Below are 26,159 nucleotides of genomic sequence, written 5' to 3'. Positions count from 1 at the left end.
CAACAACAATGTTGACAAAAGACATTAAAATTGGTATTATATTATTCCGCTAACGCGGACAGTTAGTTCTTTGAAAACTGAATAATGTTAGAGAAACAATTGATGAAGTAACAAAGAAACAAGAATGCAACTATATAATTCAATTTATGTAGTTCATATATATAGCTTTGGTCAAGCTAATAAGGGCAGAAGGCGGATGCCTTGGCACCAGGAGTCGATGAAGGACGTGGTAAGCTGCGATAAGCCTCGGGGAACTGCAAGCAAGTTTTGATCCGGGGATTTCCGAATGGGGAAACCTACTTAGGTTAATACTTAAGTATCCACTACTCAATTCATAGGTAATGGAAGACATACCAGGGGAACTGAAACATCTAAGTACCCTGAGGAAGAGAAAGAAAAATCGATTCCCTCAGTAGCGGCGAGCGAAAGGGGAAAAGCCCAAACCCATAGGGTTTTCTCTATGGGGGTTGAGGACCGGCCACAACGGAAAACTTACTGTAATAGAAGAGGTTTGGAAAGACCCACCACAGAGGGTAATAGTCCTGTATATGAAACAGTAACAATCTAGGCCGTGATCCAGAGTACCACGAGGCACGTGAAACCTTGTGGGAAGCAGGGGGGACCACCCCCCAAGGCTAAATACTACCTGGTGACCGATAGCGTATAGTACCGTGAGGGAAAGGTGAAAAGAACCCCGGAAGGGGAGTGAAATAGAACCTGAAACCTTCTGCTTACAAACTGTGGGAGCACTTTATATGTGTGACCGCGTACTTTTTGTAGAACGGGCCAACGAGTTACGGTATGGAGCAAGGTTAAGCACTTTAGGTGCGAAGCCGTAGGGAAACCGAGTCTTAATAGGGCGATATAGTTTCATGCCGTAGACCCGAAACCGGGCGACCTACCCATGGTCAGGATGAAGCGGAAGTAAAATTTCGTGGAGGTCCGAACCGATTGACGTTGAAAAGTCACCGGATGAACTGTGGGTAGCGGTGAAATTCCAATCGAGCCCGGAGATAGCTGGTTCTCGCCGAAATAGCTTTAGGGCTAGCCTCGATGTTTAGAGTTACGGAGGTAGAGCACTGAATGGTCTAGGGGCCTTCACCGGTTACCAAAACCTATCAAACTCCGAATGCCGTGAACTTTTAATCGGGAGTCAGACTACGAGTGATAAGATCCGTAGTCAAGAGGGCAACAGCCCAGACCATCAGCTAAGGTCCCAAAGTATACGTTAAGTGGAAAAGGATGTGGAGTTGCACAGACAACCAGGATGTTGGCTTAGAAGCAGCCATTCATTTAAAGAGTGCGTAATAGCTCACTGGTCGAGTGATTCTGCGCCGAAAATGTCCGGGGCTCAAACGTATCACCGAAGCTATGGATCCGCAAGGATGGTAGGCGAGCGTTCTATAGTGGTTGAAGCTGTACCGTGAGGAGCAGTGGACGCTATAGAAGTGAGAATGTTGGCATGAGTAACGAGAGGCAGGTGAGAATCCTGCCCGTCGAAAACCTAAGGTTTCCTGAGGAAGGTTCGTCCGCTCAGGGTTAGTCGGGACCTAAGCCCAGGCCGAAAGGCGTAGGCGATGGACAACAGGTTTACATTCCTGTACCACCTTAAATCGCTATTAGAGATGGAGTGACACAGTAGGATAGGTTCAGCGCACCGTTGGTTGTGTGCGTCTAAGTATGTAGGGAGTCTCGGGAGGCAAATCCCCCAAGACAATTCTGAGATACGATGGGGAGCGAAATTTAAGTAGCGAACTGGCTGATTCCACACTGTCGAGAAAAGCTTCTATCGAGAAATAAGGTGCCCGTACCGCAAACCGACACAGGTAGGTGAGGAGAGAATCCTAAGACGATCGGGAGAACTATTGTTAAGGAACTCGGCAAAATGACCCCGTAACTTCGGGATAAGGGGAGCCGATTGAGGTTGAGAGATTTACTCTCGGAGGCCTTAATCGGCCGCAGAGAATAGGCCCAAGCGACTGTTTATCATAAACATAGGTCTCTGCTAAGTCGAAAGACGACGTATAGGGGCTGACGCCTGCCCGGTGCTGGAAGGTTAAGGGGAATTGTTAGCGTAAGCGAAGCAGTGAACTTAAGCCCCAGTAAACGGCGGCCGTAACTATAACGGTCCTAAGGTAGCGAAATTCCTTGTCGGGTAAGTTCCGACCCGCACGAAAGGCGTAACGATTTGGGCGCTGTCTCAACAATAGACCCGGTGAAATTGTAATACCAGTGAAGATGCTGGTTACCCGCGACAGGACGGAAAGACCCCGTGGAGCTTTACTGCAACTTGACATTGGATTTTGGTGCTACATGTACAGCATAGGTGGGAGACTTAGAAGCCAGGACGCCAGTCTTGGTGGAGTCACCGTTGGGATACCACTCTTGTAGTACTGAAGTTCTAACCATAGACTGTGAATCCAGTCTTGGGACACTGTCTGGTGGGCAGTTTGACTGGGGCGGTCGCCTCCCAAAATGTAACGGAGGCGCCCAAAGGTTCCCTCAGCACGGTCGGAAATCGTGCGTAGAGTGTAAAGGCAAAAGGGAGCTTGATTGCGAGACATACAGGTCGAGCAAGGACGAAAGTCGGGCTTAGTGATCCGGTGGTTCCGAGTGGAAGGGCCATCGCTCAACGGATAAAAGCTACCCCGGGGATAACAGGCTTATCTCCCCCAAGAGTCCACATCGACGGGGAGGTTTGGCACCTCGATGTCGGCTCATCACATCCTGGGGCTGTAGTAGGTCCCAAGGGTTGGGCTGTTCGCCCATTAAAGTGGTACGCGAGCTGGGTTCAGAACGTCGTGAGACAGTTCGGTCCCTATCCGTCGCGGGCGCAGGAAATTTGAGAGGAGCTGTCCTTAGTACGAGAGGACCGGGATGGACACACCTCTGGTGTACCAGTTGTTCTGCCAAGAGCACCGCTGGGTAGCTAAGTGTGGAAGGGATAAGTGCTGAAGGCATCTAAGCACGAAGCCCCCCTCAAGATAAGATTTCCCATCGCGTAAGCGAGTAAGACCCCAGATAGACTAACTGGTTGATAGGCCTAGGGTGTAAGTGCAGTAATGTACTCAGCTGATAGGTACTAATAGGTCGAGGGCTTGACCAATACATTTTTCTAACATTATTCAGTTTTGAGAGTACTATCTCTCAATAATGTCGTGGCTATAGCGAAGGGGTCACACCTGTTCCCATACCGAACACAGTAGTTAAGCCCTTCAGCGCTGATGGTACTTGGCGGGAAGCTGCCTGGGAGAGTAGGTCGCTGCGATATTATTGTTCCAGAGTAGCTCAATGGTGGAGCACCCGGCTGTTAACCGGTAGGTTGGAGGTTCGAGCCCTCTCTCTGGAGCCATTTTTAATAAGAAACTCGGCTAATACTGAGTACTCCAATTGCACAAAATTAAGGATTTTGGTAATTGAAGCATGCCGAAGTGGCGGAACTGGCAGACGCACAGGACTTAAAATCCTGCGGTCCTTCAAGATCGTACCGGTTCGATTCCGGTCTTCGGCACCAACTTTTAAATTCAAACTCGGCTAGTATCGAGTACTCCAATCAAACTAAATCGAAGATTTAGATGATTGAAACACATCGCGGGGTGGAGCAGTTGGCAGCTCGTCGGGCTCATAACCCGAAGGTCGTAGGTTCAAGTCCTACCCCCGCAACCAAATTATGGCCCCTTGGTCAAGCGGTCAAGACACCGCCCTTTCACGGCGGTAACAGGGGTTCGATTCCCCTAGGGGTCACCAAAATTTTGGGCGCATAGCTCAGCTGGGAGAGCACCTGCCTTACAAGCAGGGGGTCACAGGTTCAAGTCCTGTTGCGCCCACCAAAATGGTCCGGTAGTTCAGTTGGTTAGAATGCCAGCCTGTCACGCTGGAGGTCGAGGGTTCGAGCCCCTTCCGGATCGCCATTTTTAAATAAAAAGAAGCATCATTTAGCATGCTGGTGTAGCTCAGTTGGCCAGAGCAGCTGATTTGTAATCAGCAGGTCGCGGGTTCGAATCCCATCACCAGCTCCATTTTTATTTTAAAAGTGAACATAAAGATTTCATTTGAAACAAGTTAAATATCTGGTGGTTAAAACAAGGAGGGGTTCCCGAGCGGCCAAAGGGGGCAGACTGTAAATCTGTTGTCAACGACTTCGAAGGTTCGAATCCTTCTCCCTCCACCAATAAAATATGCGGGTGTGGCGGAATTGGCAGACGCACTAGACTTAGGATCTAGCGGGAAACCGTGGGGGTTCGACTCCCTTCACCCGCACCATATTTTTTTAAAAAATTAAAAAACATGCGGAAGTGGCTCAGTGGTAGAGCATCGCCTTGCCAAGGCGAGGGTCGCGGGTTCGAGTCCCGTCTTCCGCTCCATTTTAATTAGGGGCTCATAGCTCAGGTGGTTAGAGCGCACGCCTGATAAGCGTGAGGTCGGTGGTTCGAGTCCACTTGAGCCCACCAGTTTTAAAAGCCCAGATAGCTCAGTCGGTAGAGCAGGGGACTGAAAATCCCCGTGTCGGTGGTTCGATTCCGCCTCTGGGCACCATTTGAGAGATTAGATATTGAATAACTCTCTTTTTTATTGTCTATAATGGGTTTGCTTTTTATAGAATTGATCGGATAAAAAATGTAATATTCGACAAAAAAATAAAAAAAGTTATTGACATAAGATTTCAAGTGTGATATATTAAGAAAGTCGCCGAAACAAGGCGGCACACAAAAAAAGGTCTTTGAAAACTAAACAGTATAGATTTAAGCCAAAATTTTTAAAGTCAGTTTAAAACTGAGCAATCCATTTTAAAGAATGGAACCCAGAAATTCAAACAATTTTTAATTGAGAGTTTGATCCTGGCTCAGGATGAACGCTGGCGGCGTGCCTAACACATGCAAGTCGAGCGGAGATGAAGAAGTTTACTTTGGATTCTTAGCGGCGGACGGGTGAGTAACGCGTGGGCAACCTACCCTGTACAGGGGGATAACAATGGGAAACCATTGCTAATACCCCATGACGCCTTTTGGGGGCATCCCTAAAAGGTCAAAGAACTTCGGTACAGGATGGGCCCGCGTCTGATTAGCTAGTTGGTGAGGTAATGGCTCACCAAGGCGACGATCAGTAGCCGGCCTGAGAGGGTGAACGGCCACACTGGAACTGAGACACGGTCCAGACTCCTACGGGAGGCAGCAGTGGGGAATATTGCACAATGGGGGAAACCCTGATGCAGCAACGCCGCGTGAGCGATGAAGGCCTTCGGGTCGTAAAGCTCTGTCCTAAGGGAAGATAATGACGGTACCTTAGGAGGAAGCCCCGGCTAACTACGTGCCAGCAGCCGCGGTAATACGTAGGGGGCAAGCGTTATCCGGAATCATTGGGCGTAAAGGGTGCGTAGGCTGCCCTATAGGTCAGAGGTCAAAGGCTACGGCTCAACCGTAGTAAGCCTTTGAAACTGTAGGGCTTGAGTGCAGGAGAGGAGAGTGGAATTCCTAGTGTAGCGGTGAAATGCGTAGATATTAGGAGGAACACCAGTGGCGAAGGCGACTCTCTGGACTGCAACTGACGCTGAGGCACGAAAGCGTGGGTAGCGAACAGGATTAGATACCCTGGTAGTCCACGCCGTAAACGATGAGTGCTAGGTGTTGGGGGTCGAACCTCGGTGCCGAAGTTAACGCATTAAGCACTCCGCCTGGGGAGTACGTACGCAAGTATGAAACTCAAAGGAATTGACGGGGACCCGCACAAGCAGCGGAGCATGTGGTTTAATTCGAAGCAACGCGAAGAACCTTACCTGGACTTGACATCCCTCTGACCGATTCTTAACCGAATCCTTCCCTTCGGGGACAGAGGAGACAGGTGGTGCATGGTTGTCGTCAGCTCGTGTCGTGAGATGTTGGGTTAAGTCCCGCAACGAGCGCAACCCTTGTCTTTAGTTGCCATCATTAAGTTGGGCACTCTAGAGAGACTGCCGGGGATAACTCGGAGGAAGGTGGGGATGACGTCAAATCATCATGCCCCTTATGTTCAGGGCTACACACGTGCTACAATGGCCGATACAACGGGCAGCGAAAGAGTAATCTGGAGCAAATCCTACAAAATCGGTCCCAGTTCGGATTGTGGGCTGAAACTCGCCCACATGAAGTTGGAGTTGCTAGTAATCGCGGATCAGAATGTCGCGGTGAATGCGTTCCCGGGTCTTGTACACACCGCCCGTCACACCATGGGAGTTGGAAGCACCCGAAGCCAGCTATCTAACCGTAAGGAGGAAGCTGTCGAAGGTGAAGCTAATGACTGGGGTGAAGTCGTAACAAGGTAGCCGTATCGGAAGGTGCGGCTGGATCACCTCCTTTCTAAGGAGAAATGGCGAATCTATACTGTTTAGTTTTGAGGGACTTTAAAGTCCTTTAAATATCAGTTTCTAGCTTTGGTGTTGGAAATTGGTAAAATTTCAAACACTTGAAAATCGGAAGATTTTAAGTGCAACGGGAGTCATTGCGATAGCAATAGACGACCTTTTAATTTTGAAAGACTTTTATTTTTCAAGAATAGCCAATGTGAAATTTGGAAAATTGAAAAAATGGGCTCATAGCTCAGGTGGTTAGAGCGCACGCCTGATAAGCGTGAGGTCGGTGGTTCGAGTCCACTTGAGCCCACCAATATAGTTCTTTGAAAACTGAATAATGTTAGAGAAACAATTGATGAAGTAACAAAGAAACAAGAATGTAACTATATAATTTAATTTATGTAGTTCATATATATAGCTTTGGTCAAGCTAATAAGGGCAGAAGGCGGATGCCTTGGCACCAGGAGTCGATGAAGGACGTGGTAAGCTGCGATAAGCCTCGGGGAACTGCAAGCAAGTTTTGATCCGGGGATTTCCGAATGGGGAAACCTACTTAGGTTAATACTTAAGTATCCACTACTCAATTCATAGGTAATGGAAGACATACCAGGGGAACTGAAACATCTAAGTACCCTGAGGAAGAGAAAGAAAAATCGATTCCCTCAGTAGCGGCGAGCGAAAGGGGAAAAGCCCAAACCCATAGGGTTTTCTCTATGGGGGTTGAGGACCGGCCACAACGGAAAACTTACTGTAATAGAAGAGGTTTGGAAAGACCCACCACAGAGGGTAATAGTCCTGTATATGAAACAGTAACAATCTAGGCCGTGATCCAGAGTACCACGAGGCACGTGAAACCTTGTGGGAAGCAGGGGGGACCACCCCCCAAGGCTAAATACTACCTGGTGACCGATAGCGTATAGTACCGTGAGGGAAAGGTGAAAAGAACCCCGGAAGGGGAGTGAAATAGAACCTGAAACCTTCTGCTTACAAACTGTGGGAGCACTTTATATGTGTGACCGCGTACTTTTTGTAGAACGGGCCAACGAGTTACGGTATGGAGCAAGGTTAAGCACTTTAGGTGCGAAGCCGTAGGGAAACCGAGTCTTAATAGGGCGATATAGTTTCATGCCGTAGACCCGAAACCGGGCGACCTACCCATGGTCAGGATGAAGCGGAAGTAAAATTTCGTGGAGGTCCGAACCGATTGACGTTGAAAAGTCACCGGATGAACTGTGGGTAGCGGTGAAATTCCAATCGAGCCCGGAGATAGCTGGTTCTCGCCGAAATAGCTTTAGGGCTAGCCTCGATGTTTAGAGTTACGGAGGTAGAGCACTGAATGGTCTAGGGGCCTTCACCGGTTACCAAAACCTATCAAACTCCGAATGCCGTGAACTTTTAATCGGGAGTCAGACTACGAGTGATAAGATCCGTAGTCAAGAGGGCAACAGCCCAGACCATCAGCTAAGGTCCCAAAGTATACGTTAAGTGGAAAAGGATGTGGAGTTGCACAGACAACCAGGATGTTGGCTTAGAAGCAGCCATTCATTTAAAGAGTGCGTAATAGCTCACTGGTCGAGTGATTCTGCGCCGAAAATGTCCGGGGCTCAAACGTATCACCGAAGCTATGGATCCGCAAGGATGGTAGGCGAGCGTTCTATAGTGGTTGAAGCTGTACCGTGAGGAGCAGTGGACGCTATAGAAGTGAGAATGTTGGCATGAGTAACGAGAGGCAGGTGAGAATCCTGCCCGTCGAAAACCTAAGGTTTCCTGAGGAAGGTTCGTCCGCTCAGGGTTAGTCGGGACCTAAGCCCAGGCCGAAAGGCGTAGGCGATGGACAACAGGTTTACATTCCTGTACCACCTTAAATCGCTATTAGAGATGGAGTGACACAGTAGGATAGGTTCAGCGCACCGTTGGTTGTGTGCGTCTAAGTATGTAGGGAGTCTCGGGAGGCAAATCCCCCAAGACAATTCTGAGATACGATGGGGAGCGAAATTTAAGTAGCGAACTGGCTGATTCCACACTGTCGAGAAAAGCTTCTATCGAGAAATAAGGTGCCCGTACCGCAAACCGACACAGGTAGGTGAGGAGAGAATCCTAAGACGATCGGGAGAACTATTGTTAAGGAACTCGGCAAAATGACCCCGTAACTTCGGGATAAGGGGAGCCGATTGAGGTTGAGAGATTTACTCTCGGAGGCCTTAATCGGCCGCAGAGAATAGGCCCAAGCGACTGTTTATCATAAACATAGGTCTCTGCTAAGTCGAAAGACGACGTATAGGGGCTGACGCCTGCCCGGTGCTGGAAGGTTAAGGGGAATTGTTAGCGTAAGCGAAGCAGTGAACTTAAGCCCCAGTAAACGGCGGCCGTAACTATAACGGTCCTAAGGTAGCGAAATTCCTTGTCGGGTAAGTTCCGACCCGCACGAAAGGCGTAACGATTTGGGCGCTGTCTCAACAATAGACCCGGTGAAATTGTAATACCAGTGAAGATGCTGGTTACCCGCGACAGGACGGAAAGACCCCGTGGAGCTTTACTGCAACTTGACATTGGATTTTGGTGCTACATGTACAGCATAGGTGGGAGACTTAGAAGCCAGGACGCCAGTCTTGGTGGAGTCACCGTTGGGATACCACTCTTGTAGTACTGAAGTTCTAACCATAGACTGTGAATCCAGTCTTGGGACACTGTCTGGTGGGCAGTTTGACTGGGGCGGTCGCCTCCCAAAATGTAACGGAGGCGCCCAAAGGTTCCCTCAGCACGGTCGGAAATCGTGCGTAGAGTGTAAAGGCAAAAGGGAGCTTGATTGCGAGACATACAGGTCGAGCAAGGACGAAAGTCGGGCTTAGTGATCCGGTGGTTCCGAGTGGAAGGGCCATCGCTCAACGGATAAAAGCTACCCCGGGGATAACAGGCTTATCTCCCCCAAGAGTCCACATCGACGGGGAGGTTTGGCACCTCGATGTCGGCTCATCACATCCTGGGGCTGTAGTAGGTCCCAAGGGTTGGGCTGTTCGCCCATTAAAGTGGTACGCGAGCTGGGTTCAGAACGTCGTGAGACAGTTCGGTCCCTATCCGTCGCGGGCGCAGGAAATTTGAGAGGAGCTGTCCTTAGTACGAGAGGACCGGGATGGACACACCTCTGGTGTACCAGTTGTTCTGCCAAGAGCACCGCTGGGTAGCTAAGTGTGGAAGGGATAAGTGCTGAAGGCATCTAAGCACGAAGCCCCCCTCAAGATAAGATTTCCCATCGCGTAAGCGAGTAAGACCCCAGATAGACTAACTGGTTGATAGGCCTAGGGTGTAAGTGCAGTAATGTACTCAGCTGATAGGTACTAATAGGTCGAGGGCTTGACCAATACATTTTTCTAACATTATTCAGTTTTGAGAGAATTAATTCTCTTAAAGGAAACTCAGCTAATGCTGAGTACTCCACTCACACCAAATCGAAGATTTGGGTGATTAAAGCATGTCGTGGCTATAGCGAAGGGGTCACACCTGTTCCCATACCGAACACAGTAGTTAAGCCCTTCAGCGCTGATGGTACTTGGCGGGAAGCTGCCTGGGAGAGTAGGTCGCTGCGATATATTGTTCCAAAGTAGCTCAATGGTGGAGCAACCGGCTGTTAACCGGTAGGTTGGAGGTTCGAGCCCTCTCTTTGGAGCCACTTTTAATAAGAAACTCGGCTAATGCTGAGTACTCCAATTGCACAAAATTAAGGATTTTGGTAATTGAAGCATGCCGAAGTGGCGGAACTGGCAGACGCACAGGACTTAAAATCCTGCGGTCCTTCAAGATCGTACCGGTTCGATTCCGGTCTTCGGCACCATTTTTACAAATTCATCGCGGGGTGGAGCAGTTGGCAGCTCGTCGGGCTCATAACCCGAAGGTCGTAGGTTCAAGTCCTACCCCCGCAACCAAATTATGGCCTCTTGGTCAAGCGGTCAAGACACCGCCCTTTCACGGCGGTAACAGGGGTTCGATTCCCCTAGGGGTCACCAAAATAAATAAAAAAGCAAGAGATATAGGTCTCTTGCTTTTTTATGTTTTAAAGAAATTATGCATCCACTTTATTTATTGTAAGAATTGAAAGAAGAAACAAGTTGATATATTTTTAAAAGGCCTCCTTTAGATTTCATAAGGGAGGTTTTTGTATAATGAATGGAAAATCTTCATTTACAATATGCTCACAAAAAAGAGTTTTACCGTAAATGAGTTTCAAAAACTTCCTTAGAATGCTTCTGTAGAAGCTTTTTCTATTTTAGGCACTAAAATTTCTAACCAAAACTTAGGGTTGACTGAGCGATAAATCTATTGAATGGAAATGAAAAATTTTTATTTCAATATAATAGAATAGATCAGCCATAAGTTGGAAAAAATCGTAAATAGATTTGAAATTCATTTTACGAGGAAGTGAATAATGGTGAATCAAATAGATAATAAAAAATTGATCTCTATAGAGGAAGCCCTGGAATGTGGCAATGAGGAAGCGGAAGAAAACTATAGAAGATATATGAATCCGCAATTTGCCATGATTTTAAAAACACTGGGTTTTAATAAAAATTTCGTCAAGGCAAAGGATATGATTGTTTGGGATAAGGAAGGAAATGAATATCTAGATTTCCTAGGTGGGTACGGTTCCCTGAACGTGGGACATAATAATGAATTCATAATCGATTCATTAAACAAGATCAACCATATGCCCAATATATTACAATTGGCCATGAATCCGTTGACAAGCGTATTAGCAAAAAATCTAGCCACAATAACACCAGGAGATTTGAAATATACCTTTTTCTGTAACAGTGGTGCAGAAGCCGTAGAAGGTGCATTGAAGATCGCAAAAATAGCAACCAAAAAATCCAGAGTAATCTACTGTAAGGGTGCTTTTCATGGAAAATCCATGGGTGCATTATCGGTTACGGGAAGAGATAAGTATAAGCAATATTTTGAACCGATGGTACCCCTAGCTACGGAGGTTCCCTATGGAGACCTATCTGCACTAAAATTGATTTTAGAAGAATATAATGATGTTGCAGCATTTATCGTAGAACCGATTCAAGGTGAGGGAGGGATTATTCTTCCACCTGTGGACTATTTAAGGAAAGCAAAAAAACTTTGTTCACAGTATGGCGTATTGTTGATTGCAGATGAGATACAGACTGGATTAGGTAGAACAGGGCATTGGTTTGCTTGTGATGCAGAAGATGTAGTGCCTGATATTATGTGTATTGCTAAATCCTTAAGTGGAGGAATTATTCCTATCGGTGCATATATAACAAAGGAAGAAATATGGAAAAGCGCATATGGTTCTTTGGAGCGATGCTTATTGCACACTTCTACTTTTGGTGGAAATACATGGGCAGCAGCAGCCGGTATTTCTACAATACAATTTATAGAAGAAAATAATTTGCAAAATGAAGCCTTAGAAAAAGGAAACTATGTCTTAAGCAAATTAGTTCAATTAAGAGAACAATATCCAATTTTAAAAGATGTAAGAGGAAGAGGGCTTATGATAGGACTGGAATTTAGCACAATAAAATTTCCTTTAATCAATAATTTAATGAACAAAAATATGCAAGAACTCATTGCTGAATATACAGGGGCTATTGTAGCCAATGAATTGATGAACCACTATAACATAATTACAGCGTATACATTAAACAATCCCAATGTGATTCGAATAGAACCACCACTGACTGTTACCTATGAGCAATTGGACCGATTTATTAACGCATTAGAAGATATTCTCATCAGAAATAAAAGTATGGGATCGATTACTTTAAATGCCGCTAAAAATATTATAAAATCTGTAGTGAGTGGAGGGAAATAAATCTATGAATCGTTTTGCTTTTATCGTTCATCCAATAGAGATTGATGATATCTATAAAAAATATGGATTTTTAAAAATACTGCCTAAAAATATGACAGAAAAGCTGGTGCGCAGTATGCCTCCCTCCATTACCTCACACATTACGAATGTAAAGAGTACATACCAAGAATCGGAGGGATGGTTTGTCGGTGTTCCAATGACCTCAAAGATGATGATTGAAATGTCAGAAGAATATGTCCTAAGGAAAATAATAAAGGCAGGTAAAATGGCTGAAAGCTTGGGTGCAAAAATAGTGGGTCTTGGAGCGTATACCTCAGTGATAGGGGACGGTGGTGTAACGATTGCCAATAATTTAGGGATTGCTGTGACCACAGGAAATACTTATACAGTGGCTTCTGCATTTGAAGCGACGAAGCAAGCATGCAGATTACTGGATAAAAATTTAAAGGAATGTGAAATTGCTGTGGTAGGAGCCACGGGGTCTATAGGAAAGGTATGTGCTGAACTTGCTTGTAGAGAGGCTAGAAAAACAACAATCATCAGTAGAAGCAACGAGAAGCTTTTAGCAGTAAAAGAAGAATTTATTCAAAAGTATGGGGAGTCTATTTCAATAGAATGTAGCAGTAGCATAAAAGAAGGGATTAAAAATGCAGATGTAGTAATTACGGTAACCAGCAGTATTGACGATATCATCAAGCCAGAATATATTAAAAGTGGTGCAGTGGTTTGTGATGTGGCCAGGCCAAGAGATGTATCGAAGTTGGTGAGAGAACAGAGAAAAGATGTATTAGTGATAGATGGTGGTGTGATCCAGGTGCCCGATGGTGTAGATTTTAATTTTAACTTTGGATTTCCAAAGGGATTATGTTATGCTTGTATGGCAGAGACTATGATTTTATCCCTAGAAGGGAAATATGAAAACTTTAGTATCGGAAGATCCATGAAAATAGAAAAGGTTGATGAAATCAATCGGCTTGCAGAGAAGCATGGATTTAGAATTGCCGGACTTAGAAGTTTTGAAAAGGTAGTAGATGAAGGATATATACAGGACGTTATCAATAACATAGGAAAAGTATACGTATAAAGATCGTGATAAAAAAATAGTATTCATATTTAAATCTATAAAATAATACGATATAATATGTAGTGAATTGATGAAAGCTCATATAGTACAAAGGACATGATCTATATTAGTACTGATATACCATTTTATAATTTCACTTGCAATTTTTAGCATTTATTGTATGATTTAAGTATGAGCAGATACTAAAATTGGGGGAGTATCATAATGGATGTTTTGAGAGAAGAGATACTGGATATCTGTAAGAGTTTTATGGAAGTGATGGATATGCTGTATGAAAAACAGCAAATTACATATGAACAGTATGTAGAAATGTCCAAATTAAAAATCGAATATATCAATGAGATGACTAAAAAATAATAACTTCTAGTTGAGACTATATTATAATCATAGGATTCATTAGAATCCTATTTTTTATAGCAAATAGGAACGTTCTACTTATAAAAAGCTTTCAAAGGAGAACTTTACCGTAAATGAGTTAAAAAAAGCTTCCTTACAACGCTTCTCTAGAAGCTTTTTTTATTGTTCTACAAAATGCAGCGGTAGGCTGTTAAAAACTTTTCAAAAAATAAGAAATTAAAAATATTTGAGATTGAAATTTTTATTTTGAAAGAGAACAGATAATTTTAAATTCTTCATTTCCTTTTTTGAAAATTTAGGATAATATTATAGGTAGAGATGAAATTATGAAATTATAAAATATAAATACCATTCTGAGAGTGACAATTCTAAAAAAACAATCTTTAGGTAAATAGAAATAAAGATTCAACTAAATAAACTTAACAAATATGACTTTTTATGAGTAGAAATCTACATATATAAAGTCTTAATTTAGATATAGAAAAATCGAGACAAGAGGGTGCTTTCCGTGCAAGATGTTCTGGAATTATTTATGAATATTGGGATTAGAGATATTGCCGACATGGCAATTGTTGCCTTTGTTTTTTATAAATTATATATGTTAATTAGAGAAACTAGGGCCGAGCAGCTTATAAAGGGAATTATTTTATTGCTATTGGCCACGCAGGTAAGTGGATGGCTTCAGCTTCATGTCATCAATTGGATTTTGAGAAATACGATGACAGTAGGAGTCATTGCCATATTAATTGTATTTCAACCGGAATTGAGAAGAGCTCTAGAATATATCGGTAGGACAAAATTCCTGACGAAGTCCATCATTGATATCGAAGAAGAAGAGATAAAGAATGCTGTTTCAGAATTAACTGAGGCAGTGGGATCCCTTTCGAGACAAAAAATCGGTGCACTGATTGTTATTGAAAGAGAAACGGGATTAAGTGAAGTTGTAGAGACCGGAACTGAAATTCGTGGAAAAATATCCAGTGGTTTATTGATTAATATTTTTATTCCAAATACGCCCCTTCATGATGGCGCTGTCGTTATGAGAAAGAATCAGATTTTAGCCGCTGGATGCCTTCTACCATTGACAGATAATCCAAATATCAGTAAAGCCTTAGGTACGAGACATCGAGCAGGAATTGGGATTACAGAGAGATCAGATTCTATGGTCGTTATTGTTTCCGAGGAAACGGGATCTATTTCTATTGCTGAAAATGGAAAACTCAGAAGATTTTTGGATGTTGAAAAGTTGTCTGAAATCTTATTGAAAAGCTATGAGGCCGAAGAAAATCGCAAGCTACAATTCTTAAAAATGAAATGGAGGCAGAAGGATGAATAAGACAGGTATTAACAATCTCGCACCCAAGATTATTTCAATTCTTTTTTCTCTTATTTTATGGATTTATGTGATGGAAGCCTTTAATCCAAAGGAGAGTAGAAGTATCCCCAATATCCCTGTAAATCTTGTAAACGTAGAAGAACTAAAAGAGCAAGATATGGCCTTAGTCGGAGGAGAAGGCTTTACTGTAAGGGCAAAAATTACGGGACGAAGGGATGAGATATATAAAATTAAGGAAAATCAAATTCAAGTAAAGGCAGATTTACGAGGGTATAAGTTAGGATCCAATACGATCCCTTTGGAAGTGTCTGCTCCCAGTAATATTGAAATTGATATTAGTCCCCGATTTATTCGGGTAGATCTAGAGGGAATCGTGAAAAAATCTAAGGATGTAAAGGTAATTATTTCAGGAAAGCCAAAGCAGAACTTCGATCAAGGAACGATGGTATATAAACCGACTGCTGTATGGGTAGAAGGACCAGAGAGCTATGTAAATGCTGTAGAAAATGTAGTAGCAACATTGGATATTACAGGAGAAGGCGGGTCGCTTTCATCAAGCTTAGCATTGAAGCCAGTGAACAGTAGAGGTGAGGAAGTAAAGAATGTAAAGATAAATACACCGTATGTAGATGTATCTCTAGATATTGCTTTCTTAAAATCTGTACCCGTGAAAGGCGTTCACGAACTGAAGGCAGCAGAAGGGTATAAGATTACCGAAGTAAAACTCAGTGCATCAGAGGTGATTCTGCGAGGGGACGAAGAATTACTCAACAATATTTCTGAAGTCTCTACAGAGAAGATTACACTAGATCAATTGACAGAAAATCAGAGTGTCCATGTGAAACTAGAGCTTCCAGAGAATGTTTCTGTTCAAGGTGAAGCACCGATTAAACTGGATGTAACCGTTGAAAAATTAGAGGAAAAAATCTACAAAATTAACAGAGAGAACATCTTATTTAACAATTTAGGGGAAAATTTAAAATTGGATAAGAGTAGTATTCCAGAGAGTTTAAATATAACGATTACAGGCTTAAAATCCATATTGGATACCATCGATAAGAATGTTATTAGAGTGGAAGTGGATTTAGCAGAACTAAGTGCCAATGAATACACCATTGAGCCAGTAGTTACATTGCCTTTTATTATAGAAAAGGATATAGCGGAAGTTCGATTAGAGCCAAAATCTATAAAGATAAAATTATTAAAGCAGTAATTCATAGTGATAGACAGAACCGGATAATTAACCTTATCCGGTTTTGTCCTAGTGCCCATAAAACCAAAGCTTTTATAACCAATATTTTCTTTACTAGAATGAAGGGAAGATTAGATATGTTGAATGAAATCGATGTAATTTTAAATAGCACCCAAGATGCGACCATTGCTGTAGATATGAAAGGAATTATTACCTTATTTAATAGAGCAGCAGAAAAAATTGTGAAAGTGAAAGAGAAGGATGCTTTAGGAAAATATATTGAAGATGTTCTTCCAAGTACAAGATTACCCTATATTTTAAAAACTGGAGAATCAGAATTAAATCGTAGACAAGTAATCGCAGATATCTCTATTATTACCAGTAGAATGCCTGTAAAGGATGATAAAGGAAATATAACGGGTGCAGTGGCGGTATTCCGGGACATCAGTGAAATACTAAATTTAAATGATGAAATTTATAAATTAAAAGAGATGCAGAGTTTATTGGAAGGAATTTTCAATTCCAGCCAAGATGCTATTTCAGTTTGCAATGAAAATGGCATCGGTATTATGATTAATCCTGCCTATACGGATCTGATCGGACTTTCCGAAGAAGATATCATTGGAAAGCCAGCTACAGTAGATGTTGTAGAAGGCAAAAGTGTTCACATGAGGGTTTTAAAGACTAAAAAGCCAGTAAAAGGTGCAAGACTCAAAATAGGGCCCAATAAAAAAGAAGTTGTAGCCAGCGCAGCGCCGATTATCGTTGATGGGGATCTAAAAGGCAGTGTAGGGATATTGCATGATTTGACCGAGATCAGAAGGCTCCATAATGAGCTGATGCAGGCAAAGCAAATCATCAGAAAGCTTGAGGCAAAATATACCTTTGATGATATTATCGGATACGATGAATTGATGGTTACTGCAATAGAGAAAGCAAAAAAGGCGGCACTGACTCCAGCTACTGTGCTTTTGAGGGGGGAAAGTGGAACAGGAAAAGAGCTATTTGCCCATGCCATCCATAATTTATCCTATCGAAGATACAATCAATTTGTTCGTGTAAACTGTGCTGCAATTAATGAAAACATTCTTGAAAGTGAGCTGTTTGGCTATGAAGAAGGCGCATTTACAGGTGCATTGAAGGGTGGAAAAGTAGGGTTTTTTGAGCAGGCTCATGGTGGGACGATATTCTTAGATGAGATCGGTGAAATCTCTCTCAGTACACAGGTGAAGCTCCTTCGGGTACTGCAGGAAAAAGAAATTGTTCGAGTTGGCGGTACCAGTCCGATCAATATCGATGTACGTGTTATTGCTGCAACGAACGCTTCTTTAGAGAAAGCCATAGAGGAGGGAAAGTTTCGGGAGGATTTATACTACCGATTAAATGTAATTCCCATTCAGATACCGCCTTTAAAAAAGAGATTGAGTGATTTTCATTATCTGGTATTAAATCTAATTAACAAGCTGAATCAAGAATATGGTCGACATGTAGAAAACATTGATGAAGAAGCTTTAGAACGATTGAAATCTTATGATTGGCCAGGGAATGTAAGGGAACTACAAAACATTATTGGACGTTCTATCATCAATATGAAGATTAACGAAACCGTGATTAAAGAGGAACATCTTCCGAAGCTTCTGCATAGTGAACTTAAGACCAATCCAGAACAGCATATAAGTTACGCTACAGAGGATAGGGACAATGTTAAGAATCTGAAGGAAACCATGGAGGCATTGGAAAAACAAGTCATTATGGATGCACTGAATAGAAATAATGGTAATCGTACAGCTACGGCAAAAGAATTACAGATATCCATTCGAAATTTATATTATAAAATGGAGAAATATGTAATTGAAGAATAATCACTAAAAATAACAATGCAACAAATTGCATGGAAGTGTGCAATATATTTCATGCAATTTGTTGCATGAAATATATTTTTACAAGTTATTTTATTTTTATTGAAATAATAGTATCAAGGAAAGCCTCGAATTTGCACAAATACAATTATTATATCCAAATAATTTATTTGGCATGTCTCTTGCATTTAATTTACAGAGTGAGTTATAAGTCGTTATATTGAAAATTTAAATGAAAGAAATCAAAAAGCTATGATTTAGCTGATGTAGCTAATTACCATTTTAAAAGAATAAAAATTTTAGAATTATGAGGTGAAGCTAAAATGATTAAAAATTTTAAAGAAGTAATGGAAATCGCAAAACAGAGAGGTCCAAAAACAATCTCTGTAGCCTGTGCCCAAGACTTTGAAGTTTTATCTGCAGTGAACCAAGCTGTGGCAGAAGGTATTGTAAATGCGATTTTAGTTGGTGATAAGGAAAAAATTCTAGAAATTGCCCAAAATCACAAGATTGATGCAGGTCAATTTGAAATTATCGATGTGAAAGATGCAGTAGAAGCTTGTAGAAAAGCAGTAGAACTTGTTTCTTCTGGCAAGGCACATATGGTAATGAAAGGCTTAGTGGATACTTCTGTAGTTTTAAAAGCCGTATTAGACCCTGAAATCGGTCTTAGAACTGGTAATGTACTAAGTCACGTTGCGGTATTTGATGTGAAGGAATACGATCGACTATTCTTCGTAACAGATGCAGCTATGAACTTGGCACCGGATTTAAATACAAAAAAACAAATTATTGAAAATGCCGTTCAAGTAGCTCACGCTCTTGATATTCCAGAGCCTAAGGTAGCAGCTCTTTGTGCAGTTGAAAAAGTAAATCCAAAAATGAAGGATACGGTAGAAGCAGCGGCTTTAGAAGAGATGAATAAAAATGGTGAACTGACAGGCTGTATTGTAGGTGGTCCATTTGCACTGGATAATGCGGTTTCAATGGAAGCTGCAAAACACAAGGGAATTAACCATCCAGTTGCAGGTCAAGCTGAGATTTTATTAGTTCCAGACATAGAAGCTGGTAATATTTTATATAAATCCATGGTATTCTTTGCAGGCGCTAAAAACGCAGGACTGATTGTTGGTGCAAAAGCGCCAGTCGTATTAACGTCTAGAGCAGATAGCGACGAAGCAAAACTGTATTCTATTGCACTTGGTGTATTATGTGCAGCAAAATTATTTTAAGCATTTGAAGTTTTTAGGAATTAAAAACTGATTGCATTATAAGCATTGTGAACAGAAGTGAACAAATTCTATTTTTAATCAGAGGAGCGGAAAAACAATGAGTGAAACTTTTAGAATATTAACGATTAATCCAGGATCCACATCTACAAAAATTGCTATATTTGATAACGAAAAGAATATATTTGAAGAGGTTTTAAGACACTCTTCCGAAGAAATTGGACAATATGCAACAATTTTTGCTCAATATGAATTTAGAAAAAATGTAATTCTTGAAACATTGAATGAGAAAGGCATGAATCTTACAAAGCTGGATGCAGTTGTAGGTAGAGGCGGTCTATTAAAGCCGATTGAAGGTGGAACTTATACCGTAGATGAAAATATGCTAGCTGATTTAAAAGTCGGCGTTCTTGGACAACATGCTTCAAACTTAGGTGGAATTATCGCACACGAAATTGCAGGTCAATTAAATATTCCATCTTTCATCGTTGACCCAGTGGTTGTAGATGAATTAGATCCGATCGCTAGAATATCTGGTATTCCTCAACTAGAGAGAATGAGTATATTCCATGCATTAAATCAAAAAGCAGTAGCTAGAAGATACGCAAAAGATATGGGTAAGGCTTACGATGAAGTGAACGTAATCGTTGCACACTTAGGTGGCGGTGTTTCTGTAGGTGCTCACAAGCAAGGAAGAGTTGTAGAAGTAAACAATGCATTGGATGGAGATGGACCATTCTCACCAGAAAGATCCGGTGGACTTCCAGCAGGACAATTAGCAAAAATGTGTTTCTCAGGAGAATATACTTTAGAGGCGATTAAGAAATTAATCACAGGTAAAGGTGGTCTTGTGGCTTACTTAAATACCAATGATGGTAGAGAAGTTTGCAAGATGATTGAAGAAGGAAATAAGGAAGCTGAATTAATATATAAAGCGATGGCATACCAAGTTGCAAAAGAAATCGGTGCATGTGCAGCAGTATTAAAAGGTAAAGTAGATGCAATTATTTTAACTGGTGGTATTGCATACGATAAAGAATTTACAGCTTGGATTAAGGAAGATGTGGACTTTATCTCTAATGTAGTAATCTATCCTGGCGAAGATGAAATGATCGCTTTAGCTGAAGGTGGATTAAGAGTACTAAGAGGAGAAGAGGAAGCAAAAAAATACCAATAAAGGTGATTAAAATGTTGAAAGACAATAGAGTTAGAATTATCATCGGTCACTACGGCAGTGGGAAAACGGAGTTTTCCATAAACTACGCCATAGAGCTAGCAAAACAAGGAAAGAAAGTAGCTTTAGCAGATCTCGATGTGGTCAACCCATACTTCAGAAGTAGAGAAAAACATAAACTGCTGAGAAGCTATGGTATAGAAGTAGAGTCCAGCTATGTGGAAGGCTCTGGTACGGACTTACCTTCCATATCAGCGGCAATCTTAGGACCGTTGCAAAATGAAAGCTATGATTTTGTAATGGATGTCGGTGGGGATTCCATGGGGGCTCGAACCTTAGGAAGATACCAGGAGTATCTCGTGGATGGAAAATATGACATGTTCTGTGTGGTAAATGCCAACAGACCGGAAACACAAACCCTAGAGGGCTTAATCCATCATATTCGATCCATTGAGACAACATCGAGAGCGAAGGTAACCGGTCTGATTAACAATACGCATATGCTGAGATATACAAGCGTAGAGGATATTTTAAGAGGACAGGAGCTTTGCAGTTTAGCATCGAAAGAGCTGAATATTCCAATAAAATATATCAGTGTGATTGAAAGTGTAGCAAAAGAGCTGCCAAATGATTTAGAAGGAGAAATCCTTCCGATTAAAATGATCATGCGAGAAGATTGGATGTAGATTTTGTATATGATTTTTGCTGGAGGTGGTGGCTGATGAAGGCAAAGTTTATATATTCCTCAAGTTATTTATTATTATATAAGGAGGGTTAAAACAATGGCAAAAGTTCAAGGAAGAGTTATTTTTGATGAGAATCGTTGTAAAGGATGTACACTTTGTACAACTGTTTGTCCAGTTAAAATTATTGAAATGGATAAAACAAGAATCAATGCAAAAGGATATAATCCAGCGACTGTAACTAAAGAGAACATGGAAAAATGTATCGCGTGTGCAAGCTGTGCAACAATTTGTCCTGATGTTGTAATCACTGTAGAAAAAGTAGATTAATTATATAAAAATTGTAAGGAGGGAAATATCATGGCTAAAGTATTAATGAAGGGAAACGAAGCGTTAGGTGCTGCTGCGATTCAAGCAGGATGTAAATATTTCTTCGGTTACCCAATTACACCACAAAGTGAATTACCTGAATTTATGTCTAGAGAATTACCAAAGGTTGGCGGAATGTTTGTTCAAGCTGAATCAGAAGTTGCTGCAATCAATATGATCTATGGCGCTGCTGGTACAGGAGCAAGAGTATTAACATCTTCCTCTTCTGTAGGGGTTGCTCTAAAGCAAGAAGGAATCAGTTATATTGCTGGAGCTGAATTACCAGCAGTTATTATAAATATTTCAAGAGGTGGCCCAGGACTTGGTGGTATCCAACCTTCTCAAGCAGACTACTTCATGTCTACAAGAGGTGGAGGAAACGGAGACTACAGACACCCAGTATATGCACCTGCTACAGTTCAAGAGGCTGTTGACTTAACAATGGAAGCTTTCAACGTAGCGGACTACTATAGAACACCAGTAATCGTTCTTGGAGACGGTATGATTGGACAAATGATGGAGCCTGTTGAATTTAAAGAGCCTAAGAAAAGAGATCTACCAGCAAAAGATTGGGCAACAACAGGAACAGAAGGAAATAGAAAACCAAATATCGTAAACTCTTTATTCTTAGATCCTCAAGCACTTGAAGATCACAACTGGAAATTAGATAGAAAGTATAAAGAAATCGAAGAAAATGAAACATTATATGAAATGTACAAAATGGAAGATGCAGAGATCGTAATGGTATCTTACGGTACAACTTCAAGAATCGTTAAAAATGCAATCGAAGCATTAAGAGCAGAAGGAATTAAGGCTGGTTTAATCAGACCAATTACTTTATGGCCATATCCAACAAAAGCATTTAGTGAAATTCCAGCGACTGCAAAAGCTTTATTATCTGTAGAAATGAGTACAGGTCAAATGATCGATGACGTAAAAATTGCAAACGAAGGAAGACTTCCAGTACACTTCTACGGAAGAACTGGTGGTATGGTTCCTACACCAGACGCAATCATCGCAAAAGCTAAGGAAATCTTAGGGGGTGCAAAATAATGACTGTAGTATTTAAAAAGACTGAAGGCTTAACAGAAAAACAAACTCACTATTGTCCAGGATGTACTCATGGTATTATTCATAGATTAGTAGGAGAAGTATTAGAAGAGCTAGGTGTATTAGGAAAAACAATTGGGGTAGCTCCAGTAGGTTGTTCTGTACTTGCTTACGATTACTTCAACTGTGATATGAGTGAAGCAGCTCACGGTAGAGCACCAGCTGTTGCAACTGGTATCAAAAGAGTTCTTCCAGAAAACGTTGTATTCACATACCAAGGAGATGGAGACTTAGCATCCATCGGTACAGCTGAAATCGTTCACGCTGCTCATAGAGGAGAAAAGTTCACAACAATTTTCGTAAATAACGCTATTTACGGAATGACTGGTGGACAAATGTCACCAACAACTTTAGTTGGACAAAAGGCAACAACAGCGCCTCAAGGAAGACAAGAAGAATTAGCAGGAAAGCCAATCAGAATGGCTGAAATGTTAGCGACAATCGATGGTGCAGTATTCGTAGAGAGAGTATCTGTACATGACATTCCAAACATCAGAAAAGCTAAAAAAGCGATCAAAAAAGCTTTTGAAGTACAATTAGAAGGTAAAGGTTTCGGTATCGTAGAAGTACTTTCTACATGTCCAACAAACTGGGGTGTAACAGCACCAGAAGCTATGGTATGGTTAAAAGAAAACTTAATTCCTTACTATCCACTAGGAAATTTCCGTACACCAGAGGAGGGGAAATAATATGGCAACAGAAAGAGTAATTTTATCAGGATTCGGTGGTCAAGGTGTTATGTCCGCAGGCCAATTATTAACCTATGCAGGGATGATCGAGAACAAAGAAGTTTCTTGGTTACCTTCTTATGGACCAGAAATGCGTGGAGGAGCTGCAAACTGTGCAGTTGTTGTATCTGATGCGCCAGTTGGATCACCAGTTATTACAAACGATGCAACAGCAGCGATCGTAATGAACTTACCTTCTCTTAAATTCGCAAAGAACGTAGTTGCGGATGGTGTTGTTATTGTAAATAGTTCTTTAGTAGAAGAAAAAGTAGCTAGAGATGATGTAAAGACTTATTATGTACCTGCCAATGATATCGCTCTTGAAATGGGTAACAGCAGAGTAGTAAACATGATCATGCTAGGTGCTTACCTAGAAGCAACAAAAGCTGTTTCTGTAGACTCTGTTCTTGAAGCATTCAAGAAAGTTTACGGACCAAGCAAAGAAAAATTAATCCCATTAAACAAGGAAGCTCTTGAAAGAGGAGCAGCTGCAGTTCGAGGATAAAACATAAAAAACCCCCAAAACTTTGGGGGTTTTTTTTAATGCTGTTGAGCCTGTGAATTCTTTCGATAGGTTTGAGGCGTCATATTCAGCTGAGCGCAGAAAACCCTGTTGAAGTAGGAGGGATCTGAAAAACCACATTCCGATGAAATTCGATAGGCAGGGTAATTTGTAGTTTCAAGCAGCCTGCATGCATATTGAATTCTGAGCTGAATGATAAATTCTGTAAAAGATATTCCCATTTCTTTCTTGAACACACGGCTAAAATACTTTGGATTCATAAACACTCTGGAAGCTGTCATCTCTAAAGTCAGCTTTTCTTTAAAATGTTCTTGAATATAAGTTACAGATTCTTGAATAAAGGATTGATGCTCCTCTTGTAGTGGCAGAAAAGTTTTCTCAATGGGCTCAGAAATCATAGACTCCTCATGGGCTATTTCCAGCATTTTTTTAAAAATCTCTTTAAAGGCAGAAGGTTTTACTGGTTTTAGTAGATATTCAAAAACTTTAAGGTTGATAGCCTTTTGTGCATAGGAAAAATCCGAGTAAGCAGATAATATTGTGATACAAGCATTGGGCAAAAATTTTCTAATATCTTGAATTGCAGTGAGGCCATCAACTTCTGCAATCATTAAATCCATAATAATGATATTCGGTCGATGCTGCTTGGCTAATTGGACAGCCTGAATGCCGCTTTCCGTAGTAAGAACCTTATCCTCTGGGGAAAGCTCTCCCAATACCATAGTTTTCAGAAATTCCTGCTCCAATATTTCATCCTCTACAATTAGAACCACATTCATCGCCAACACCTCCCGATGGTTGTGTAGGAATTGTAATTGTTATCGTACTACCTGAATAGTCCGACTTTACAATGTCCAATCCATAGCACTCTCCATAATATTGTTTTAAGCGTCCATCCGTACTCCTAAAACCTAAACCGGACTTATTTTCCGCATTTTGTATTTTATCTAAAACCTCTTTTGGGAATCCATTGCCATTATCTGCGATAGAAATTACGATGGTATCCTTTAATTTCTCGGCATAAATGTTGATTTTACCCCCGTCACGCTTTGGTGTAATTCCATGAATCAAAGCATTTTCTACAATGGGCTGCAGCACCATATTCGGAATTCTATAAGAACGAATTTTTTCTGGAACATCGATGGTATATTCTAAACGACTTTTAAATCTTACTTTTTGTATATATAAATATTTTTCAATATTATCAATTTCAGAGGCGATGGTATGAAGCTGATCCTCTTGCTTTAAATTGTATCGAAGCAAGTCGGAAAGACAATAAATAAGTTCTTCCGTCGTATGGGATTGTTCAAAGTAAGCGATACGAGCGATACAGTTTAGGGTATTAAATAAAAAATGGGGATTGATTACTAAAGACATATTTTTGGCTTCTAAATCAATAATTTTTTTCTCCAGAATTTCTTTTTCAATGGATAGTCTAGCAACATTAGAGTCAACACTAGTAGCACTTTCAGATAAGTCCAAAGAAATGTTATTGGCAATATGATGACATATTTGTTCATGAATTTGAATTTTGTTTAATTCCACCGTCCTTAAAGCAGCAATGGATTTTGCAATAAACTCTAGTTCTAAGTTCTTCTCATTTTTTAGAGATTGTACATCAATCATATATTTTTTATATTCTGTATCTTGAGAATATACCTGCATACCACCAACATAGCCTAAGATTTCACCGTTCACCTTAATGGGCAATAGGATGTTTTGAAGTCCATATTGGCATACAAAACGACCTTCATAATTTTTGTCAAATCGGTCCCTATATTCACAGCAAACTTTATTTTGCTGTTCTATACAAATCTGACGACAAAATTCAGGGGAAGGAATCAGTTCAAGTAAAATATCACCCGTGATGTCTATGAGAAACAAAGAAATATTGGATAATGATAAAATACCGCTATAGCGCGCATATAAATTAGAATTTACTAATTTTTTTAGTGGACTAGGAGATTCATTCATACGTTTGATACACCTTTCATTTCTTGATTTATAAGAAAAGCTTCTATAAAACCATTCTGAGGGAGCTTTTCTTGAAACTCATTTACGCTAAAGTTCTCTTTGGATAAGGTTTTATGAGTAGAACTTTGCTATTCGTTATAAGAAAAGCTTCTATAAAACCATTCTGAGGGAGCTTTTCTTGAAACTCATTTACGCTAAAGTTCTCTTTGAAGAACCTTTTATAAGAAGAACTTTGCTATTCGTTATAAAAATTTGTCAATCATTCTGATCGACAGAAAAAAGATTTAAAAAAACCTATGATGTTATTTTAATATATAATAATCATAAAGTAAACCTCCATACAGAACGAGTAGGGAGGTTTGAAAAGGTGCATCCATATTTTG

15 protein-coding genes, 17 tRNA genes and 5 rRNA genes are annotated in these 26,159 nt (G+C 41.1%); 35 read left to right on the top strand and 2 right to left on the bottom strand.

The window, feature by feature from the left end:
• Positions 1 to 169 precede the first annotated feature (169 nt).
• The 35 genes from CLOS_RS12670 (at position 170) to CLOS_RS12505 (ending at position 23,784) form a co-directional block, all read left to right on the top strand.
• A 23S ribosomal RNA gene (locus CLOS_RS12670) occupies positions 170 to 3,106 on the top strand.
• A 48-nt stretch (positions 3,107 to 3,154) separates the two neighbouring features.
• Positions 3,155 to 3,271, top strand: a 5S ribosomal RNA gene (rrf, locus tag CLOS_RS12665).
• Positions 3,272 to 3,277: 6 nt separating this feature from the next.
• A tRNA-Asn gene (locus tag CLOS_RS12660) sits at positions 3,278 to 3,352 on the top strand.
• A gap of 73 nt (positions 3,353 to 3,425) precedes the next feature.
• Positions 3,426 to 3,514 (top strand) — tRNA-Leu (locus CLOS_RS12655).
• A gap of 76 nt (positions 3,515 to 3,590) precedes the next feature.
• A tRNA-Met gene (locus CLOS_RS12650) sits at positions 3,591 to 3,666 on the top strand.
• Positions 3,667 to 3,672: 6 nt separating this feature from the next.
• A tRNA-Glu gene (locus CLOS_RS12645) sits at positions 3,673 to 3,747 on the top strand.
• A gap of 7 nt (positions 3,748 to 3,754) precedes the next feature.
• Positions 3,755 to 3,830, top strand: a tRNA-Val gene (locus tag CLOS_RS12640).
• Between the two features lie 4 nt (positions 3,831 to 3,834).
• A tRNA-Asp gene (locus CLOS_RS12635) sits at positions 3,835 to 3,911 on the top strand.
• 31 nt (positions 3,912 to 3,942) lie between these two features.
• A tRNA-Thr gene (locus tag CLOS_RS12630) sits at positions 3,943 to 4,019 on the top strand.
• Positions 4,020 to 4,086: 67 nt separating this feature from the next.
• Positions 4,087 to 4,171 (top strand) — tRNA-Tyr (locus tag CLOS_RS12625).
• A 9-nt stretch (positions 4,172 to 4,180) separates the two neighbouring features.
• Positions 4,181 to 4,263, top strand: a tRNA-Leu gene (locus CLOS_RS12620).
• A gap of 26 nt (positions 4,264 to 4,289) precedes the next feature.
• Positions 4,290 to 4,364: transfer RNA gene (locus tag CLOS_RS12615), tRNA-Gly, on the top strand.
• A 10-nt stretch (positions 4,365 to 4,374) separates the two neighbouring features.
• Positions 4,375 to 4,451, top strand: a tRNA-Ile gene (locus CLOS_RS12610).
• A 9-nt stretch (positions 4,452 to 4,460) separates the two neighbouring features.
• Positions 4,461 to 4,536, top strand: a tRNA-Phe gene (locus CLOS_RS12605).
• Between the two features lie 284 nt (positions 4,537 to 4,820).
• Positions 4,821 to 6,332: ribosomal RNA gene (locus tag CLOS_RS12600) — 16S ribosomal RNA — on the top strand.
• A gap of 229 nt (positions 6,333 to 6,561) precedes the next feature.
• Positions 6,562 to 6,638 (top strand) — tRNA-Ile (locus tag CLOS_RS12595).
• A 109-nt stretch (positions 6,639 to 6,747) separates the two neighbouring features.
• Positions 6,748 to 9,684: ribosomal RNA gene (locus tag CLOS_RS12590) — 23S ribosomal RNA — on the top strand.
• A gap of 111 nt (positions 9,685 to 9,795) precedes the next feature.
• A 5S ribosomal RNA gene (rrf, locus tag CLOS_RS12585) occupies positions 9,796 to 9,912 on the top strand.
• The 16S, 23S and 5S rRNA genes sit together here with 17 tRNA genes alongside, the layout of an rRNA operon.
• A gap of 5 nt (positions 9,913 to 9,917) precedes the next feature.
• Positions 9,918 to 9,992 (top strand) — tRNA-Asn (locus tag CLOS_RS12580).
• A 73-nt stretch (positions 9,993 to 10,065) separates the two neighbouring features.
• A tRNA-Leu gene (locus CLOS_RS12575) sits at positions 10,066 to 10,154 on the top strand.
• 15 nt (positions 10,155 to 10,169) lie between these two features.
• Positions 10,170 to 10,245, top strand: a tRNA-Met gene (locus CLOS_RS12570).
• A 6-nt stretch (positions 10,246 to 10,251) separates the two neighbouring features.
• Positions 10,252 to 10,326, top strand: a tRNA-Glu gene (locus CLOS_RS12565).
• 419 nt (positions 10,327 to 10,745) lie between these two features.
• Positions 10,746 to 12,158, top strand: a complete 1,413-nt coding sequence (locus CLOS_RS12560; RefSeq protein ID WP_012160258.1) for an aspartate aminotransferase family protein — start codon at positions 10,746 to 10,748, stop codon at positions 12,156 to 12,158.
• A 4-nt stretch (positions 12,159 to 12,162) separates the two neighbouring features.
• A complete protein-coding gene (locus CLOS_RS12555) occupies positions 12,163 to 13,242 on the top strand; it encodes a shikimate 5-dehydrogenase (protein WP_012160257.1) in 1,080 nt (359 codons plus the stop codon).
• A gap of 204 nt (positions 13,243 to 13,446) precedes the next feature.
• Positions 13,447 to 13,599, top strand: coding sequence for a hypothetical protein (locus CLOS_RS15960; protein WP_156774454.1), 153 nt, complete (start codon positions 13,447 to 13,449; stop codon positions 13,597 to 13,599).
• Positions 13,600 to 14,131: 532 nt separating this feature from the next.
• Complete coding sequence (cdaA, locus tag CLOS_RS12550; RefSeq protein WP_041719997.1) at positions 14,132 to 14,935, top strand: diadenylate cyclase CdaA; 804 nt, start codon at positions 14,132 to 14,134, stop codon at positions 14,933 to 14,935.
• A complete protein-coding gene (locus tag CLOS_RS12545) occupies positions 14,928 to 16,148 on the top strand; it encodes a CdaR family protein (RefSeq protein WP_012160255.1) in 1,221 nt (406 codons plus the stop codon). Before cdaA ends, CLOS_RS12545 begins: the two co-directional genes overlap by 8 nt.
• A gap of 98 nt (positions 16,149 to 16,246) precedes the next feature.
• Entirely contained in the window at positions 16,247 to 17,989 is a 1,743-nt protein-coding gene (locus tag CLOS_RS12540; RefSeq protein ID WP_012160254.1) for a sigma-54 interaction domain-containing protein, read from the top strand.
• Between the two features lie 320 nt (positions 17,990 to 18,309).
• Positions 18,310 to 19,218, top strand: a complete 909-nt coding sequence (gene ptb, locus CLOS_RS12535) for a phosphate butyryltransferase (protein WP_012160253.1) — start codon at positions 18,310 to 18,312, stop codon at positions 19,216 to 19,218.
• Positions 19,219 to 19,315: 97 nt separating this feature from the next.
• Positions 19,316 to 20,392: a butyrate kinase gene (gene buk / locus CLOS_RS12530; protein WP_012160252.1), complete on the top strand. Its 1,077-nt coding sequence runs from the start codon at positions 19,316 to 19,318 to the stop codon at positions 20,390 to 20,392.
• 11 nt (positions 20,393 to 20,403) lie between these two features.
• Positions 20,404 to 21,075 (top strand): nucleotide-binding protein, encoded by a 672-nt coding sequence (locus CLOS_RS12525; RefSeq protein WP_012160251.1) that lies wholly within the window; start codon positions 20,404 to 20,406, stop codon positions 21,073 to 21,075.
• Positions 21,076 to 21,171: 96 nt separating this feature from the next.
• Complete coding sequence (locus CLOS_RS12520; protein ID WP_012160250.1) at positions 21,172 to 21,402, top strand: 4Fe-4S dicluster domain-containing protein; 231 nt, start codon at positions 21,172 to 21,174, stop codon at positions 21,400 to 21,402.
• Between the two features lie 30 nt (positions 21,403 to 21,432).
• Entirely contained in the window at positions 21,433 to 22,494 is a 1,062-nt protein-coding gene (locus tag CLOS_RS12515) for a 3-methyl-2-oxobutanoate dehydrogenase subunit VorB (protein ID WP_012160249.1), read from the top strand.
• A complete protein-coding gene (locus CLOS_RS12510; protein WP_012160248.1) occupies positions 22,494 to 23,240 on the top strand; it encodes a thiamine pyrophosphate-dependent enzyme in 747 nt (248 codons plus the stop codon). Before CLOS_RS12515 ends, CLOS_RS12510 begins: the two co-directional genes overlap by 1 nt.
• Before the next feature lies 1 nt (position 23,241).
• Entirely contained in the window at positions 23,242 to 23,784 is a 543-nt protein-coding gene (locus CLOS_RS12505) for a 2-oxoacid:acceptor oxidoreductase family protein (protein ID WP_012160247.1), read from the top strand.
• 35 nt (positions 23,785 to 23,819) lie between these two features.
• On the opposite strand, the gene CLOS_RS12500 is transcribed toward CLOS_RS12505, so the two are convergent.
• The gene (locus CLOS_RS12500; protein ID WP_012160246.1) at positions 23,820 to 24,581 is read right to left on the bottom strand and encodes a response regulator transcription factor; all 762 of its coding nucleotides are present in this window, start codon (positions 24,579 to 24,581) and stop codon (positions 23,820 to 23,822) included.
• Positions 24,553 to 25,776, bottom strand: a complete 1,224-nt coding sequence (locus tag CLOS_RS12495; protein ID WP_012160245.1) for a sensor histidine kinase — start codon at positions 25,774 to 25,776, stop codon at positions 24,553 to 24,555. The genes CLOS_RS12500 and CLOS_RS12495 overlap by 29 nt, the downstream gene beginning before the upstream one ends.
• Positions 25,777 to 26,159 lie beyond the last annotated feature (383 nt).

The organism is Alkaliphilus oremlandii OhILAs, assembly GCF_000018325.1.
GTDB lineage: Bacteria > Bacillota > Clostridia > Peptostreptococcales > Natronincolaceae > Alkaliphilus_B > Alkaliphilus_B oremlandii.
The sequence above is the reverse complement of the archived record's forward strand: the minus strand, read 5'-3'. Positions and strand labels throughout refer to the sequence as shown.